This window comes from Azotobacter chroococcum (assembly GCF_002220155.1).
Taxonomy (GTDB): domain Bacteria; phylum Pseudomonadota; class Gammaproteobacteria; order Pseudomonadales; family Pseudomonadaceae; genus Azotobacter; species Azotobacter chroococcum.
The window spans coordinates 3,665,413-3,680,149 of sequence record NZ_CP011835.1 but is presented as its reverse complement, the minus strand read 5'-3'; the positions used below and the strand labels follow the sequence as shown (position 1 = coordinate 3,680,149).

Here is a 14,737-nt window from a genome sequence, read left to right as displayed (position 1 = left end):
GGAGGTCGGGGGCGCCCCTAGCATGGGCGCCCCTTTTTGTCCGGTGAACCCTCCATGGCCCGCCCAGTCCGTCCCGCACCCCGCCGTCCCGCCGGCCAGGCGTCCGCCCGCCGTCCGGGGCCGCCCAAGGCGCCGCCGGTCGCGCCGCGGCTGATCCTGTTCAACAAGCCGTTCGATGTGCTCACCCAGTTCAGCGGTGGCGACGGGCGGGCGACCCTCAAGGACTTCATCCCGGTTCCCGGCGTCTATCCGGCCGGGCGTCTGGACCGCGACAGCGAGGGCCTGCTGCTCTTGACCAGCGACGGCCGCCTGCAGGCGCGCATCGCCGATCCCAGGCACAAGCTGGCCAAGACCTACTGGGTGCAGGTCGAGGGCGAGCCGGACGAGGCGCAGCTCCAGCGCCTGCGCGAGGGGGTGACGCTCAACGACGGCCCGACCCTGCCGGCCGAGGCGCGTCGGCTCCCAGAGCCCGAACTCTGGCCGCGCGATCCGCCGGTGCGCTTTCGCAAGAGCGTGCCGACCGCCTGGCTGGAGCTGACCATCCGCGAGGGGCGCAACCGCCAGGTGCGGCGCATGACCGCCGCGGTCGGCCTGCCGACCCTGCGCTTGGTGCGGGTGCGCATCGGCCCCTGGAGCCTGGAAGGGCTGGCGCCCGGGGAGTGGAAGGAAGTGCCGGCGCGGTTGTGAGGGGGAGCGTCAGCCGTACGGATGCAACCCGCCATTGCGAGTCAGGCCTTGGCCATGTCCGGCGGGTTGCATCCGCCCTGCGTTGCTCGATGATTCGCGGGACCGTCAGAACCCTTCCAGGCTGCCGATCACCAGGGTCTTGATGACGAAGCCGAGCACGCCGAGGCCGAGGGCGAAGAACAGCACCATGGTGCCGAGACGGCCGGCGTTGGACTTGCGCGCCAGGTCCCAGACGATGAACGCCATGTACAGGATGAGGCCGCTGACCAGGCCGATCATCATCCACTCTTCGAACACTTCGGGCTCCATTGCGACCTCCGGGCGGGTTCGTGACAAAGACCGGCGAGTATAGCGGAGTCGCCCGCGGCTCAGGTGCGCAGGTGGCCGAGCGGCAGTTCGGTGCTCGACTGCACCTGGCGCAGGACGAAGCTCGAGCGCACGCTGGAGACGCCGTCGATGCGGGTCAGGGTGCCGAGCAGGAACTGCTGGTAGCTGTCCATGTCCGGTACCACCACCTTCAGCTGGTAGTCGGCGTCCATCCCGGTGACCAGGCTGCACTCCAGCACCTCCGGGCACTTGCCGATGATCGCCTCGAAATGCTCGAAGCGCTCCGGGGTGTGCCGGTCCATGCCGATCAGCACGTAGGCGGTGAGGGTCAGGCCGAGCTGCTTGCGGTCGAGCAGGGCCACCTGGCGCAGGATGTAGCCGTCGTCCTCGAGCTGCTTGACCCGCCGCGAGCAGGGCGAGGGCGACAGGCCGATGCGCTCGGCCAGCTCCTGATTGGAGAGGCGGGCGTCGTGCTGCAGTTCGGCGAGGATGCGCAGGTCGTAGCGGTCGAGTTTTCCCATGGCGGATGGCTCGTGTGGAAAGTTTGCCGATTATCTTGCTTTCCTGCCGAATGATTGCGCAAGTCGTGCTTTGGTAGGCAATGTTCGCAATCCTCTGTCGGAATCGCAGGTTTATTCTTTTCCCAACTTCGAGGCCCGGACATCTGGTCCACCCGGAGCGCCCAACCAGGCACTCCGGCGCCGCGCGATCTTACCGGGTCGCGCGGCACCCGGGCTCGCAGCGCCCAACCAGGCCTGCGGGAAGACGGCGACAGCCTCGCCGGCAATGGACGAAACCGAAACGGGAGGAAAGGTCATGGCCTTTCCTCCCGTTTTCGTTGCTGCGCCCTTTCGCTCAGCCCGCCTCGCCCTGCGGCGGATCGGCGTGCACCAGCACCTCGGCACGCGGGAATTCCGCGTGGATCGCCCGTTCCACCGCCTCGGTGCGCTGGTGGGCCTCGGTCAGCGTCATCCCGCCGGGCAGCCGCACATGCAGCTGGACGAACCAGCGGGTGCCGGAGATGCGGGTGCGCAGGTCGTGCACGTCGATCACCTCCGGGACTCCGCCGGCCAGTGCGGCGATCCGCTCGCGCACCTCCGGGGACAGCTCGGTGTCCATCAGCACGGTCACCGCTTCGCGGCCGATCTGCGCAGCGCTCCACAGGATGTAGCCGGCGATGCCGAGGCCGAACAGCGCGTCCAGCTCGCCGAGACCGAACTGGACCAGCAGCAGGGCGAGCAGGATGCTGGTGTTGAGCAGCAGGTCGGAGCGGTAGTGCAGCGAGTCGGCGCGGATCGCCGTGGAGCCGGTCACCCGCACCACATGGCGCTGGAACAGCAGCAGGACGGCGGTGGCCGCGAGCGACAGCAGGATCACCGCGATGCCCAGGGTCTGCGCGTGCAGCGGCTGCGGATGCAGCAGGCGGTCGATGCCCTGCACGCCGACCAGGATGGCGCTGACGCCGATGAACACCGCCTGGCCGAGGCCGGCCAGTGCCTCGGCCTTGCCGTGGCCGTAGCGGTGGTCGTCGTCCGCCGGGCGCAGCGAGTAGTGCACCGCCAGCAGGTTGATCAGCGAGGCGGCGCCGTCCAGCAGCGAGTCGGTCAGGCCGGCGAGCAGGCTGACCGAGCCGCTCAGCCACCAGGCGATCGCCTTGGCTAGCGCCAGGCAGATGGCGACTGCCAGGGCGGCGGCGCTGGCCAGGCGCATCAGGCGGGCATGTTGCTGCGGGGTGCTCATCGGGGCGGTCTTCGCTGGGCATGGAAAACGGGGCGGCATGATAGCAGGGCGCCGCCGCGCCGGAGCCGGCGGCGGACTCAGGCGGCCGGGGACAGGCCGAGGGCGGCGAGCTGTTCGAGGCTGGCCTCGCGCGGCAGCGCGCGCAATTCGCCCGCCGGCAGGACGCGGCCGGTTTCCCGCTCGATCAGCGTCCTGAGCTGTGCCGGGTCGACGCGCCCGTCGGCGTCGAGGGTGTCGCGCAGGGTTTCCGGGGCCACCGAGTAGCGTTCGCCCGGCGGCAGGTAGATGGCGCCGGTGGTGAAGTCGACGGCGAAGGCGATCACCCCCGGAATTATGTAGAAGAGCAGGCCGACGGCATCCAGGCCGGCGACCAGGTAGTCGATCTGGCCGTCGATCTGGCCGCGCCGGTCGGGAAAGAAGATGCTGCCGCAGGCGCTCAGCTGGGTGGTCAGGGCGACGGCCAGCAGGCCGCCCATGATGCGGGTTCGGGTGTGCATGAAACTGTCCTGATGGTTGTCCGCGGCAACTATAGCAAGGCCTCCGTGACAGGCGTCCACTGCTGGTGGCGGGCCCTATAATCGGCCCCCTGCCTGGAGTGCCCGATGAATCCGCTACCCATAGACGCCGTCCTGCCCGCCCTGCGCGAAGCCCTGTCCCTGCGCCACGAAGCCGTACTGGAGGCCCCGCCCGGCGCCGGCAAGACCACCCGCGTGCCGCTCGCCCTGCTCGACGAGCCCTGGCTTGCCGGGCAGCGCATCCTGATGCTCGAGCCGCGCCGGCTGGCCGCGCGGGCGGCGGCCGAGCGCCTGGCCAGCGAGCTGGGCGAGAAGGTCGGCGAGACGGTCGGCTACCGCATCCGCCTGGACAGCCGGGTCGGCCCGCGCACCCGCATCGAGGTGGTCACCGAGGGCATCCTCACCCGCCGCCTGCAGGACGACCCGGCGCTGGAGGGCGTCGGCCTGGTGATCTTCGACGAGTTCCACGAGCGCAGCCTGGACGCCGACCTGGCCCTGGCGCTGACCCTGAACGGCCGCGCCCTGCTGCGCGACACGCCGCTTCGGGTGCTGCCGATGTCCGCCACCCTGGAGGGCGAGCGGCTCGCCGCGCTGCTGGACGAGGCGCCGGTGGTGCGCAGCGAGGGGCGCATGTATCCGGTGGAGATCCGCTGGGGGCGTCCGTACCAGCCCGGCGAGCGGCTCGAGCCGCGGGTCCTGCAGACCGTGCTGCAGGCGCTCGACGAGGAGGGCGGCAGCCTGCTGGTGTTCCTGCCCGGCCAGGCGGAGATCCGTCGCCTGCACGAGCAACTGTCCGAGACGCTGGCCGGGCGCAGCGAGATCCTGCTCTGCCCGTTGCACGGCGAGCTGGAGCTTTCCGCCCAGCGCGCCGCCATCGAGCCGGCGCCGGCCGGTACGCGCAAGGTCGTGCTGGCCACCAATATCGCCGAGACCAGCCTGACCATCGACGGCGTGCGCGTGGTGGTCGACGCCGGGCTGGCGCGAGTGCCGCGCTTCGACCCCGGCAGCGGCATGACCCGCCTGGACACCCAGCGCATCTCCCGCGCCTCGGCGACCCAGCGCGCCGGCCGCGCCGGGCGCTTGGAGCCGGGGGTCTGCTACCGGCTGTGGTCGCAGGCCCAGCACGAGCAGCTGGCCGCCCACGACAGCGCGGAAATCCTTGCGGCCGATCTCGCCGGGCTGGCCCTGCAGCTGGCGCGCTGGGGCGTTGAACCAGCCGAGCTGGCCTGGCTCGATGCGCCGCCGGCGGCCGCCTTCGCCCAGGCCCGCGAGCTGCTGGCGCGGCTCGGCGCGCTCAACCCCAACGGCAGCCTGAGCGCCCACGGCCAGGCGATGGCCGGGCTGCCGGCGCATCCACGGATCGCGCACCTTTTGCTGCGTGGCCAGGCGCTGGGGCTCGGCACGCTGGCCTGCGACGTCGCCGCACTGCTCGGCGAGCGCGACATCCTGCGCGGCGCCGGCGCCGACCTGCACAGCCGGCTGGCCCTGCTGAGCGGCGCCGAGCGGGCCGGGCGCAGCGCCCAGGGCGGCGTGCAGCGTGCCCGCCAGCTGGCCCGCCAGTACCGCGGCCTGCTGCCGAAGGCGGCGCAGGAGAAAGTGGCCGATCCGGACGATCCGCGCTGGCTCGGCGCGCTGCTGGCCTTCGCCTACCCGGACCGCATCGCCTGCCAGCGCCGCCCCGGCGGCGGCGAATACCGCCTGGCCAACGGCCGCGCCGCGCTGTTCGCCGAGCCCGATGCGCTGATGAAGCACGCCTGGCTGGTGGTCGCCGAGCTGGGCAGTCGCCAGGGGCAGCGCGAGGAGCGCATCTACCTGGCGGCCGACCTCGATCCGGCGCTGTTCGACGGCGTGCTTGCCGAGCAGGTGACGGTGCGCGACGAGCTGGACTGGGACGAGCGCGAGGGCGTGCTGCGCGCCGAGCGCCAGCGGCGGATCGGCGAACTGGTGCTGGAGCGCCAGGCGCTGCCGGGGCTCGACGAGGTGGCGCGCGGCCGGGCGCTGGTCGCCCTGGTGCGGCGCAAGGGCCTGGAGCTGCTGCCCTGGACGCCCGAGCTGCGCCAGTGGCAGGCGCGGGTGGCGCTGCTGCGCCGCCTCGACCTGGCGGAAAAGGGCGCCAGCGACTGGCCGGACCTGTCCGATGCGGCCCTGCTGGCGAGCCTGGAGGATTGGCTGGCGCCGTACCTCGGACGGGTCTCGCGGCTCAGCCACTTCGCCGCCCTGGACCTGCCCGGCATCCTCGCCGGCCTGCTGCCCTGGCCGCTGCCGCAACGCCTCGACGAGCTGGCGCCGACCGCCATCGCCGTGCCGTCCGGCTCGCGCATCCGCCTCGACTACGCCGAGGAGCCGCCGGTGCTCGCCGTGCGCCTGCAGGAGCTGTTCGGCCTGGCCGCGACGCCGCGCATCGCCGGCGGCCGGCTGGCGCTCAAGCTGCACCTGCTGTCGCCGGCGCGCCGGCCGGTGCAGGTCACCCAGGACCTGGCGAGCTTCTGGGCCAACACCTACGCCGAGGTGAAGAAGGACCTCAAGGGTCGCTATCCCAAGCACTACTGGCCGGATGATCCGCTGATCGCCGAACCCACTGCGCGGGCCAGGCCGCGAAAGTAGCGGCGCCCGGCGGACTATGCTGGAAGGGCGCGGGCGCGAGGGGAGACGCCATGCATCGCAAGCTCTTTGCCAGCAGGGTGTTCGAGCGCCAGGTGGCGCTGATCGGCGGCGGCTGCTCCGGCGTCGGCCGGGCGCTGGCGGTGCGCCTGGCGCAGGCCGGCGCGCAGCTGGCCCTGCTCGACCTCGATCCGCTGGCGCTGGACAGCCTGGTCGAGCACCTGGCCGATCACCACAACACCGAGGCCTTCGGCCTGTCCTGCGACGTGAGCGATGCGCAGGCGGTGGAGCGCGCCGTGGCGCTGGTCGGCGAGCGCTTCGGCGGCATCGACCTGCTGGTCTGCTGCGCCGCCATCGGCCGGCGTGGCGCCGTCCTCGACACCGAGCCGGAGGTGTTCCGCGAGGTCATGGCGGTCAACTTCTTCGGCGCCCTGCATTGCGCCCGGGCGGCGCTGCCCAGCCTGCTGGCGCGGCGCGGGCAGATCGTCGTGGCCGGCGCGCTGACGGCCTTCGCCGCCTCGCGTCCCGGCCATGGCGCCGTGGCCGCCAGCCGGCAGGCCCTGCTCGGGCTGTTCGAGGCGCTGCGTCTCGAGGTCGCGGCGGACGGTGTCAACGTGATGCTGGTCTGTACCGGTTCCCATGCCGGCGACCTCGGGGCGGACCGCCCGCCCACGGCGCAGGACATCGCCGAGGCGATCTTCCAGGGCGCGCTGCGCCGCCGCCACCTGCTGGTGCTCTCCGGCGGCGACTGGCGCGCCCGGCTGCTGGCGCGGCTTGCCCGCTAGCCGGGCGGGACGGATGGGGGGCGAGGAGGGGGGAGGCTTGCCGGCGGCGGCGGGACAGGATATGAACATGCGCACCCGCCACGGCTTTCGCCCTTGAAGTCGGCCTTCGAATTTCGGCCGGCCGTGGAATAATCGCTCCGTTTCGTCGTCTGCTGTCCTTTTCGTCCGGCGCCGCTCCGCTTGTTGCCCACTTTTCGAGCAACCACGCAAATTTTGCGGGTAAAATGGCGCCTTTACATACTGGTGGCCTGTCATGACCTTCGCCTCTCTCGGCCTGATCGAGCCTCTTTTGCGGACTTTGCCCGTACTCGGTTACATCCTGCCCACGCCGGTGCAGCGCCAGGCGATTCCTGCGCTGCTCGCCGGTCGCGACCTGCTGGTGGCAGCGCAGACCGGCAGCGGCAAGACCGCCGGTTTCGCCCTGCCGGTGCTGCAGCGGCTGACCCTGGAGGGCCCGCCGGTGTCCGCCAATTCGGTGCGCGCGCTGGTGCTGGTGCCGACCCGCGAGCTGGCCGAGCAGGTCCACGGCAGCATCCGCGCCTGCGGCATGGAGCTGCCGCTGCGCACCGCCGTGGCCTACGGCGGGGTGAGCATCAACCCGCAGATGATGATGCTGCGCCCGGGCCTCGACGTGCTGGTGGCCACGCCCGGCCGGCTGCTCGATCTGTACCGGCAGAACGCCGTGCGCTTCGACCGGCTGCAGATCCTCGTGCTCGACGAGGCCGACCGCATGCTCGACCTGGGCTTCGCCCGCGAGCTGGACGAGCTCTTCGCCCTGCTGCCGAAGCAGCGCCAGACCCTGCTGTGCTCGGCGACCTTCTCCGAGGAGATCCGCCAGATCGCCACCGGTCTGCTGCGCGATCCGCTGACCATCGAGATCAGCGCGCCCAATTCGGCGGCGCCGAGTGTCGATCAGTGGCTGATCCCGGTGGACAAGAAGCGCAAGGTCGAGCTGTTCCTGCACCTGCTGGAGCGCGAGCGCTGGGAGCAGGTGCTGGTCTTCTCGCGGACCCGCAAGGGCGTCGAGCGGCTGGCCGAGGAGTTGCAGCAGCGCGGCTACCGGGCCGGCGCGATCCACGGCGACCTGCCGCAGCCGGCGCGCCTGCGTGCCCTGGAGCAGTTCAAGGCTGGCGAACTGCAGGTGCTGGTGGCCACCGACGTGGCCTCGCGCGGGCTGGACATCCAGGGCCTGTCGCTGGTGGTCAATCTCGATCTGCCGGTCGCCCCCGAGTACTACGTGCACCGCATCGGCCGCACCGGCCGCGCCGGCGCCAGCGGCGAGGCGATCTCGCTGGTCTGCGCCGACGAGGTCGAACAGCTGGCCGCCATCGAGATGCTGATCCGCCAGCTGCTGCCGCGCCACGAGGAGCCGGAGTTCAGCCCCGAGCACCGGGTGCCGGAAACCGCCTTGGGCGGCGCGATCCTGAAGAAGCCGAAGAAGCCCAAGCAGAAGCTGATCCCCGGGGCCGGCGGCAACAGCCGCGTCCACCTCGGCGACCTGCTTGACGACAAGGCCCGGCCGGCGGTGGAAGCGGTGCGCCAGATGCCCAACCTGAGCGCGCCTGCGAAGAAGAAGTAGGCCGGGTGAAACCCGGCGCGCGTGCGCCGGAGTTCTACCGCCGCTCCAGCCAGCGCAGCAGCCCATGGGCCGCGGTGCGGCCACTGGCGAAGCAGGCGGTCAGCAGGTAGCCGCCGGTGGGCGCCTCCCAGTCGAGCATCTCGCCGGCGCAGAAGGTTCCCGGCACGCCGTGCAGCATCAGGTTTTCGTCCAGCGCCTCGAAGGGCACCCCGCCGGCGCTGCTGATCGCCTCGTCGAGCGGCCGCGGGCGCAGCAGCTCGAGCGGCAGCGCCTTGATCAGCCCGGCCAGCCGCGCCGGTTCGGCGAAGGCCGCGGCCGGCGCCAGCTCGCGCAGCAGCGCGGCCTTGACCCCGTCGATCCCCAGTTGACCGTGCAGGTGCCTGGCCATGGAGCGCGAGCCGCGCGGCTTGGCCAGGGCGGCGAGCACCCTGGCCGGCTCGTGCTGCGGCAGCAGGTCGATGAAGACGGTGGCGCGGTCGTCGCGCTCGATCCGCTCGCGGATCGCCGCCGACAGTGCATAGACCAGGCTGCCCTCGACGCCGCCGGCAGTCAGCACGCACTCGCCGTGGCGCGCCGGCTCGTCGCCCAGGCGCAGGCCGACGTGCTTCAGCGGCGCGCCGGCGAAGCGCTCGCGCAGGTGCGCGCTCCAGCCGGCCACCTCGAAGCCGCAGTTGGCCGGGCGCAGGGGCGCGACGCTCACCCCGCGCGCTTCCAGCAGCGGCACCCAGGCGCCGTCCGAGCCGAGTCGCGCCCAGCTGCCGCCGCCCAGGGCGAGCAGGCAGGCCGCGGGGCGGATGCTCTTCTCGCCCTCCGGGCCGCTCAGGCGCAGGGCGCCGTCGGCGTCCCAGCCGAGCCAGCGGTGGCGGGTGTAGATATGCACCCCGGCCTCGCGCAGGCGCCGCAGCCAGGCGCGCAGCAGCGGCGCGGCCTTCATGTCGGCGGGGAACACCCGCCCGGAACTGCCGACGAAGGTGTCGATGCCGAGATCGTGCACCCACTGGCGCAGCGCCTCGGCGTCGAAGTCCTGCAGCAGTCGGCCGATTTCCTCGCGCCGCGCGCCGTAGCGGGACAGGAAGGGTTCGCGCGCCTCCGAGTGGGTGATGTTCATCCCGCCCACGCCGGCGAGCAGGAACTTGCGTCCGACCGAGGGCATGCGCTCGTATAGCTCGACTGCCAGGCCCGCCTGGCTGAGCACCTCGGCGGCCATCAGGCCGGCCGGTCCGCCGCCGATGATGGCGACCGCGGGAGTGGAAGTGACGTCGGACATGCTGGCTCCGGGGCGGGAGAGGGGGCGCGCATTCTACTCCGCCGGCGGCGCAGCGGGTTCAGCCGAGGCCCAGCTCCCGCCAGAGGCGCGCCGCGCTGTGGTGGAGGATGCCGTGGCGCCGCGCCAGGGCCGCACGGTCCGGGTCGTAGCCGCCGCCGATCACGCCGAGCACCGGAATCTCGCGCTCGAGGCAGTGGCGCAGCACGGCGCTGTCGCGGGCGGCGAGGCCGGCGTCGCTGAGTTCCAGATAACCGAGGGCGTCGTCCCGGTGCACGTCGACCCCGGCGTCGTAGAGCACGATGTCCGGCTGATACAGCGGCAGCAGGTAGTTCAGCGCATCGTCGACCACCTTCAGGTAGTCGGCATCGCCCATGCCGCGCGGCAGGCCGATGTCCCAGTCGCTTTTGGCCTTGCGCGCCGGAAAGTTCTGTTCGCAGTGCAGCGACACGGTGATCGCGTCCGGGGTGTCTTCGAGGATGCGCGCGGTGCCGTCGCCCTGGTGCACGTCGCAGTCGAAGACCAGCACGCGGCCGGCCCGCCCGCTCGCCAGCAGGTAGCGGGCGATCACCGCCAGGTCGTTGAAGATGCAGAAGCCCGAGGGGTGGTCGTAGTGGGCGTGGTGGGTGCCGCCGGCCAGGTGGCAGGCCAGGCCGTGCTCGAGCGCCAGTTCGGCGGCCAGCAGCGAGCCGCCCACCGCCAGCAGGGTGCGCCGCGCCAGCGCCGGGGTCCACGGCAGGCCCAGGCGGCGCAGCTCCTCGCGGCTCAACGCGCCGCTGCAGTAGCGTTCGATGTAGGCCGGATCGTGGGCCAGGGCGAGGATCTCCGCCGGGCAGGGCTCGGGGCGGCGCAGTTCGCCGTCGCTGGTCAGGCCGCTGGCGACCAGGTGGTCGCGCAGCAGGCGGAACTTCTCCATGGGAAAGCGGTGGCCGTCCGGGAAGGGCGGGCTGTACTCGTCGTGGTAGACCAGCGGCAGGGACATGGCGAAGCTCCGCGGGGTGGACCCGGAGTATCGCCGGCTGGCGCGCTGCGGCTCAAGGTCGCCGGCGGCCGCTAATCCTGCGGTGCGGGTTTTCCCGGTCATCCTCTGGCGCTATGCTGGAGAAAAGCCCGGCGCGAGGCCGGACTTGACCAAGGGGCGCTCAATGCGGATCCTTGCGCGCTTTTTTACCGATAGAGAACCGGGGGTTGAAATGCAGGGGCAGGCGCAAGTCGTCGATTATCTGAAGGGACTGCTGCGCGGCGAGCTGGCGGCGCGCGACCAGTACATGCTGCACTCGCGGATGTACGCCGACTGGGGTCTGAGCAAGCTCTACGAGCGCCTGGATCACGAGATGCAGGAGGAAACCCAGCATGCCGACGCGCTGCTGCAGCGTCTTTTGTTCCTCCAGGGCACGCCGGACATGAGTCCCGAGCCGATCAACCCGGGGCAGACCGTGCCGGAGATGCTGCGCAACGACCTGGCCCTGGAGTACCACGTGCGCGGCGAGCTGGCCCGCGGCATCACCCTCTGCGAGCAGCTCGGCGACTACGTCACCCGCAACATCCTGCTGGCGCAGCTCAAGGACACCGAGGAAGACCATGCCTACTGGCTGGAGCAGCAGCTCGGCCTGATCGACCGCATCGGCCTGCAGAACTACCTGCAATCGCAGATGTGAGTCCCGCTCCGGCCGTCGGCCGGAGCCTCCCCCGCACAGGGCCTGTCGTCAGGACGGGCCCTGGCTTCCGGTGCAGCAGCCCGATGCCAGTTCCCTGAGGATCGGGCAGTCCGGGCGCTCGTCCCCCCGACAGTGCTCCACCAGTTCCCGCAGCGTGTCGCGCAGGCTGGCGAGTTCGTCGATCCTCCGCTCCAGCGCCGCGATGTGCGCGCTGGCCAGGGCCTTCACCTCGGCGCTGGCGCGCTGGCGGTCCTGCCAGAGGTCGAGCAGCCGGCCGACCTCCTCCAGGGAAAAACCGAGATCCCGCGCGCGTTTGATGAAGGCGAGGCGCTGCAGGTCGGCCTCGGCGTAGCGGCGATAGCCGTTGTCGCCGCGTCCGGCCGGGACGATCAGGCCGATGGCCTCGTAATGGCGGATCATCCTGGCGGACAGACCGCTGCGCTTCGCTGCTTGGCCGATGTTCATCGGTAGTGTTCCCCTGCATGCTGCCGATTGGCCGCCGCGCCGGCTCCTCCCGGAGGCTTGACCTTGTCAGGGTGGCAAGCCTGACACTGCGGGCAAACATACTCCAGAGGAGCGTCACGATGCAGAAGTTTCAAGTGAAGGGCATGAGCTGCGGTCACTGCGTGCGGGCCGTCACCCAGGCCGTGCAGGCGCTGGACGCCGCGGCCGAGGTGCAGGTGGACCTGCCCACCGGCGAGGTGCAGGTGCTCAGCCGGTTGCCTGCCGAGCAGGTGATGGCGGCGATCCGCGAGGAGGGTTACGAGGTGGCGCCGGCCTGAGCGGGCATGCGCCGCCCGTCCGTGCCCGGCGGATGGTCGGCGTGGCCTCAGGCGGAGGCGCGCTGTTCGGCGATCTGCCAGTCGACGAGCAGGCCGCTGAACAGGGTGTCGATCATCGCCGGCGCCTCGGCCAGGGTATCGAACAGCCCGGGATCGCGCAGGCGGTCGCTGAGCATGCCGATCAGGGTGGCATGCAGCAGGCGTGCCGCCAGGCGCGGACTGATGCCGGGGCGCAGGCGCGCCCGCCCGCGCTCGAACTGCTCCTCGCTGAGGGCAATGAAGTGGTTGATGAAGTCGGTGTGGCGTTCCCGCGCATCGCTCAGTTCGTCGGTGAACTCGCAGCGCAGCAGCAGGATGGTCAGGAGGTTGCGCTTCTGCTCGTTGCCGGCCAGGCCGGCCATGAGTTCCACGAAGAGGTCGCGCAGGTTCTGCAGGGGATGCCCGGCCGTGGGGGCGTTCAGCCGCTCGGCGAGCTGCTCCCGGCGCGGACGGACCTGGTTGAGCATTTCGTCGAGCAGATGGCTCTTGTTCTGGAAGTGCCAGTAGACCGCACCCCGCGTCACGCCACTGGCGCGGGCGACCTGCTCGAGGCTGGTATGGGCCACGCCGTTGCGCAGAAACAATTGCTCGGCGGTGGCGAGGATGTTTTCGCGGGTCTTTTCGGCATCAGCCTTGGTTCGACGCATATCGTGTTCTGAATGGATGGCGGTGATGAAAGCTGGTTATTGGCCTGGCCAGTAGCGCTGCGCATGGTCGAGAGAATCCATCCGGGGCTGCCGACCGCACTCTGCTGAGTTTACCTCCCTTTATTTACCGGAAGGCCCTGTTTACATCCTGTTTACAAACTCGTGTGTATGTAACAGCATCGCCGGCGGCATCCGCTGGATGCCGCTGCATCGTTCGCCTTCCGTTCTCCTCAGACATTCCGTGGCAGCCTTCGCTGCGGAGGGAGTTTGCCCACTTGACTCTGCCCCTGCTGCTGATCCTTGGCGCGCTCACGGCCTTCGGGCCGCTGGCCATCGATTTCTACCTGCCCGCCTTCCCAGCCCTGGCGAACGCCTTCGGCACCGATGTGGAGCGGGTCCAGCTGTCCCTGGCGGCCTATTTCATCGGCATGACCATCGGCCAGCTGGCCTACGGGCCGCTGGCCGACCGCTTCGGCCGGCGCCTGCCGCTGCTCTTCGGGGTTGCGTTGTTCAGTCTGGCGTCGCTGGCCTGCGCCCTGGCCGGCAGCCTCGAGCAACTGATCGTGGCGCGCGTCGCCCAGGCCCTCGGCGGCTGCGCCGGGATGGTGGTGGCGCGCACCGTGGTGCGCGACCTGTGCGATCCGCTGACCACGGCGAAGGTGTTCTCCCGGCTGATGCTGGTGATGGGCCTGGCGCCGATCCTCGCGCCCCTGGCCGGCGGGCTGCTGCTCCAGGCGTTTGGCTGGCGGTCGATCTTCGTCTGCCTGACCCTGTTCGGCGCGCTGACCGGCCTGGCGGTGGCCCTGCGCCTGCCGGAAACCCTGACCGGCGATGCGCCGCGGCCATCCTTCGGCGACGGCTTCCGGCACTACGCCAGGCTGCTGCGCGACCGGGAGTTTCTGACCTTCAGCCTGGCCGGCGGGGTGGCCATGGCCGGGATGTTCGCCTACATCGCCGGCTCGCCGTTTCTCTTCATCGAGCTCTATGGCGTGCCGGAGGAGCACTACGGCTGGCTGTTCGGCAGCAATGCGGCGGGCTTCATCCTCGTCTCCCAGCTCAACGCCCGCGTGCTGCGCTGGCGCGGCCCGGGATTCTGGCTGCGCCGGGTGGTCTGGCTGCATGCCGGCAGCGCGCTGCTCCTGCTGCTGGTGGCGATGGCGCGTCCCGCCGCGCTGTGGCCGCTGCTGCTGCCGCTGTTCGTCTGCATCGCCAGTCTCGGAGCGATCATGCCCAACGCCGCCGCCTGTGCCCTGGCAGGGCAGGGCAGCCAGGCCGGCAGCGCCTCGGCGCTGATGGGCAGCCTGCAGTTCTGCGTGGCGGCGCTGGCTGCGGCGCTGGTCGGCGCGCTGCACGACGGCAGCGCGCTGCCCATGGCCCAGGTGATCGGCCTTTGCGCGCTGGTCGCGACGGTGCTCGCCTGGTACAGCGGTCAGCTGGATACCCGGAAGCCCTGAGCGGCGTCCTCAGCCGCGCGGCTTCCCGGCCAGGGATGCGGCGCCTGCAGGCGGCTCTCCAGACGGCTGGCGAACTGGCGGGCCTCGTGTTCGTTGCGAAACGGCACGGCGAGCGCGCCCAGTCGTACCGTCCAGTGGCCCTGGGGTTTGGCGATCGGTTGCACGATAACTTGCATGGTCTTCTCCTCTGCTGTCGCCGGGGGAGTGAGGCTGCGCTCGGCGTCATCTTCTACGGGAATCTTCCGGCTGCCGCCCGCCGCGCCGGATGATCCGGGGCAAGAGAAGCGTGTAGCGGATTGTCTGTCCGTCGTCCTGCCGCCTCGGTGAAGGCGCTTGGCGTATTTGGCTGAGGCTCGAATCTCGTCGCGGTGGCCCGGCGTCATCCTGGCCGGCTATCGTTAAGGCTGTGTTAAGCCGGCCGGCGCAGAGTCGCCATAGGGTCTGTTGACGTTTGACGTAGGCCGCGACGGCGGCCCGTCTGGCGCAGAACAAGGAACGAGGAGAGAGGTTTGGTCATTCCAAATGAACGACGAGCGACGCCGTGCTGCGCCAGACGGGCCCCGTCCCTGCGGGTTGCGCGGCAAATGCCGCCATGCGGCGTTGCGGGTCTTGGCAAGGGAATGACCATTGCTGGCGACCCGCGCCTTGCCTGGCGGCAT

At 70.9% G+C, this 14,737-nt stretch carries 16 protein-coding genes; 7 read left to right on the top strand and 9 right to left on the bottom strand.

Annotated features, from left to right (window positions below):
• Positions 1-54 precede the first annotated feature (54 nt).
• Positions 55-687 carry a pseudouridine synthase gene (locus ACG10_RS17140; RefSeq protein ID WP_089169139.1) on the top strand — a complete coding sequence of 211 codons (633 nt, stop codon included), beginning with the start codon at positions 55-57 and terminating at the stop codon, positions 685-687.
• Between the two features lie 105 nt (positions 688-792).
• On the opposite strand, the gene ACG10_RS17135 is transcribed toward ACG10_RS17140, so the two are convergent.
• The 4 genes from ACG10_RS17135 to ACG10_RS17120 all read right to left on the bottom strand — a co-directional run bounded on the left by ACG10_RS17135 (position 793) and on the right by ACG10_RS17120 (position 3,251).
• Positions 793-996 (bottom strand): DUF2788 domain-containing protein, encoded by a 204-nt coding sequence (locus ACG10_RS17135; RefSeq protein ID WP_039805838.1) that lies wholly within the window; start codon positions 994-996, stop codon positions 793-795.
• 59 nt (positions 997-1,055) lie between these two features.
• Complete coding sequence (locus ACG10_RS17130) at positions 1,056-1,535, bottom strand: Lrp/AsnC family transcriptional regulator (RefSeq protein WP_089169138.1); 480 nt, start codon at positions 1,533-1,535, stop codon at positions 1,056-1,058.
• Between the two features lie 334 nt (positions 1,536-1,869).
• Entirely contained in the window at positions 1,870-2,754 is an 885-nt protein-coding gene (locus ACG10_RS17125) for a cation diffusion facilitator family transporter (protein WP_089169137.1), read from the bottom strand.
• A gap of 77 nt (positions 2,755-2,831) precedes the next feature.
• Positions 2,832-3,251: a polyribonucleotide nucleotidyltransferase gene (locus tag ACG10_RS17120; protein ID WP_089169136.1), complete on the bottom strand. Its 420-nt coding sequence runs from the start codon at positions 3,249-3,251 to the stop codon at positions 2,832-2,834.
• A gap of 105 nt (positions 3,252-3,356) precedes the next feature.
• On the opposite strand from ACG10_RS17120, the gene hrpB reads away from it, so the two are divergent.
• From hrpB to ACG10_RS17105, 3 genes are all read left to right on the top strand, one after another.
• Positions 3,357-5,873, top strand: coding sequence for an ATP-dependent helicase HrpB (gene hrpB, locus ACG10_RS17115; RefSeq protein ID WP_089169135.1), 2,517 nt, complete (start codon positions 3,357-3,359; stop codon positions 5,871-5,873).
• 50 nt (positions 5,874-5,923) lie between these two features.
• Positions 5,924-6,655 (top strand): SDR family oxidoreductase, encoded by a 732-nt coding sequence (locus ACG10_RS17110; RefSeq protein ID WP_039805832.1) that lies wholly within the window; start codon positions 5,924-5,926, stop codon positions 6,653-6,655.
• Between the two features lie 253 nt (positions 6,656-6,908).
• Positions 6,909-8,234 (top strand): DEAD/DEAH box helicase, encoded by a 1,326-nt coding sequence (locus tag ACG10_RS17105; RefSeq protein WP_089169134.1) that lies wholly within the window; start codon positions 6,909-6,911, stop codon positions 8,232-8,234.
• 34 nt (positions 8,235-8,268) lie between these two features.
• On the opposite strand, the gene ACG10_RS17100 is transcribed toward ACG10_RS17105, so the two are convergent.
• Together ACG10_RS17100 and ACG10_RS17095 are read right to left on the bottom strand one after the other, a co-directional pair.
• Entirely contained in the window at positions 8,269-9,501 is a 1,233-nt protein-coding gene (locus tag ACG10_RS17100; RefSeq protein ID WP_089169133.1) for a TIGR03862 family flavoprotein, read from the bottom strand.
• A gap of 58 nt (positions 9,502-9,559) precedes the next feature.
• Positions 9,560-10,480: a histone deacetylase family protein gene (locus ACG10_RS17095; protein ID WP_089169132.1), complete on the bottom strand. Its 921-nt coding sequence runs from the start codon at positions 10,478-10,480 to the stop codon at positions 9,560-9,562.
• Positions 10,481-10,691: 211 nt separating this feature from the next.
• Here ACG10_RS17095 and bfr point away from each other — a divergent pair, with 211 nt between their 5' ends.
• Complete coding sequence (bfr, locus tag ACG10_RS17090; RefSeq protein ID WP_039805827.1) at positions 10,692-11,156, top strand: bacterioferritin; 465 nt, start codon at positions 10,692-10,694, stop codon at positions 11,154-11,156.
• A 48-nt stretch (positions 11,157-11,204) separates the two neighbouring features.
• Here the strand turns inward: bfr and cueR are convergent, their stop codons facing one another.
• Positions 11,205-11,621 (bottom strand): Cu(I)-responsive transcriptional regulator, encoded by a 417-nt coding sequence (cueR, locus tag ACG10_RS17085; RefSeq protein ID WP_039805826.1) that lies wholly within the window; start codon positions 11,619-11,621, stop codon positions 11,205-11,207.
• 119 nt (positions 11,622-11,740) lie between these two features.
• On the opposite strand from cueR, the gene ACG10_RS17080 reads away from it, so the two are divergent.
• On the top strand, positions 11,741-11,938 hold the full coding sequence (locus ACG10_RS17080; protein ID WP_039805825.1) for a heavy-metal-associated domain-containing protein: 198 nt from the start codon (positions 11,741-11,743) through the stop codon (positions 11,936-11,938).
• Between the two features lie 47 nt (positions 11,939-11,985).
• Here the strand turns inward: ACG10_RS17080 and ACG10_RS17075 are convergent, their stop codons facing one another.
• On the bottom strand, positions 11,986-12,624 hold the full coding sequence (locus ACG10_RS17075; RefSeq protein WP_039805824.1) for a TetR family transcriptional regulator: 639 nt from the start codon (positions 12,622-12,624) through the stop codon (positions 11,986-11,988).
• 275 nt (positions 12,625-12,899) lie between these two features.
• Between ACG10_RS17075 and ACG10_RS17070 the strand changes: the two genes are divergently transcribed.
• Positions 12,900-14,078 carry a multidrug effflux MFS transporter gene (locus ACG10_RS17070; protein WP_089169131.1) on the top strand — a complete coding sequence of 393 codons (1,179 nt, stop codon included), beginning with the start codon at positions 12,900-12,902 and terminating at the stop codon, positions 14,076-14,078.
• Here the strand turns inward: ACG10_RS17070 and ACG10_RS17065 are convergent.
• Positions 14,054-14,254 carry a hypothetical protein gene (locus tag ACG10_RS17065; protein ID WP_089169130.1) on the bottom strand — a complete coding sequence of 67 codons (201 nt, stop codon included), beginning with the start codon at positions 14,252-14,254 and terminating at the stop codon, positions 14,054-14,056. The two genes, ACG10_RS17070 and ACG10_RS17065, sit on opposite strands and share 25 nt — an antisense overlap.
• Between the last annotated feature and the right edge of the window lie 483 nt (positions 14,255-14,737).

Bases quoted from the DNA above. Each gene is read 5' to 3' on its own strand.
- hrpB (WP_089169135.1), top strand. From the start codon at position 3,357: ATGAATCCGCTACCCATAGACGCCGTCCTGCCCGCCCTGCGCGAAGCC.
- ACG10_RS17135 (WP_039805838.1), bottom strand. From the start codon at position 996: ATGGAGCCCGAAGTGTTCGAAGAGTGGATGATGATCGGCCTGGTCAGC.
- ACG10_RS17105 (WP_089169134.1), top strand. From the start codon at position 6,909: ATGACCTTCGCCTCTCTCGGCCTGATCGAGCCTCTTTTGCGGACTTTG.
- ACG10_RS17065 (WP_089169130.1), bottom strand. From the start codon at position 14,254: ATGCAAGTTATCGTGCAACCGATCGCCAAACCCCAGGGCCACTGGACG.
- ACG10_RS17095 (WP_089169132.1), bottom strand. From the start codon at position 10,480: ATGTCCCTGCCGCTGGTCTACCACGACGAGTACAGCCCGCCCTTCCCG.
- ACG10_RS17100 (WP_089169133.1), bottom strand. From the start codon at position 9,501: ATGTCCGACGTCACTTCCACTCCCGCGGTCGCCATCATCGGCGGCGGA.
- bfr (WP_039805827.1), top strand. From the start codon at position 10,692: ATGCAGGGGCAGGCGCAAGTCGTCGATTATCTGAAGGGACTGCTGCGC.
- ACG10_RS17130 (WP_089169138.1), bottom strand. From the start codon at position 1,535: ATGGGAAAACTCGACCGCTACGACCTGCGCATCCTCGCCGAACTGCAG.
- ACG10_RS17080 (WP_039805825.1), top strand. From the start codon at position 11,741: ATGCAGAAGTTTCAAGTGAAGGGCATGAGCTGCGGTCACTGCGTGCGG.
- ACG10_RS17140 (WP_089169139.1), top strand. From the start codon at position 55: ATGGCCCGCCCAGTCCGTCCCGCACCCCGCCGTCCCGCCGGCCAGGCG.
- ACG10_RS17110 (WP_039805832.1), top strand. From the start codon at position 5,924: ATGCATCGCAAGCTCTTTGCCAGCAGGGTGTTCGAGCGCCAGGTGGCG.
- ACG10_RS17075 (WP_039805824.1), bottom strand. From the start codon at position 12,624: ATGCGTCGAACCAAGGCTGATGCCGAAAAGACCCGCGAAAACATCCTC.
- ACG10_RS17125 (WP_089169137.1), bottom strand. From the start codon at position 2,754: ATGAGCACCCCGCAGCAACATGCCCGCCTGATGCGCCTGGCCAGCGCC.
- cueR (WP_039805826.1), bottom strand. From the start codon at position 11,621: ATGAACATCGGCCAAGCAGCGAAGCGCAGCGGTCTGTCCGCCAGGATG.
- ACG10_RS17120 (WP_089169136.1), bottom strand. From the start codon at position 3,251: ATGCACACCCGAACCCGCATCATGGGCGGCCTGCTGGCCGTCGCCCTG.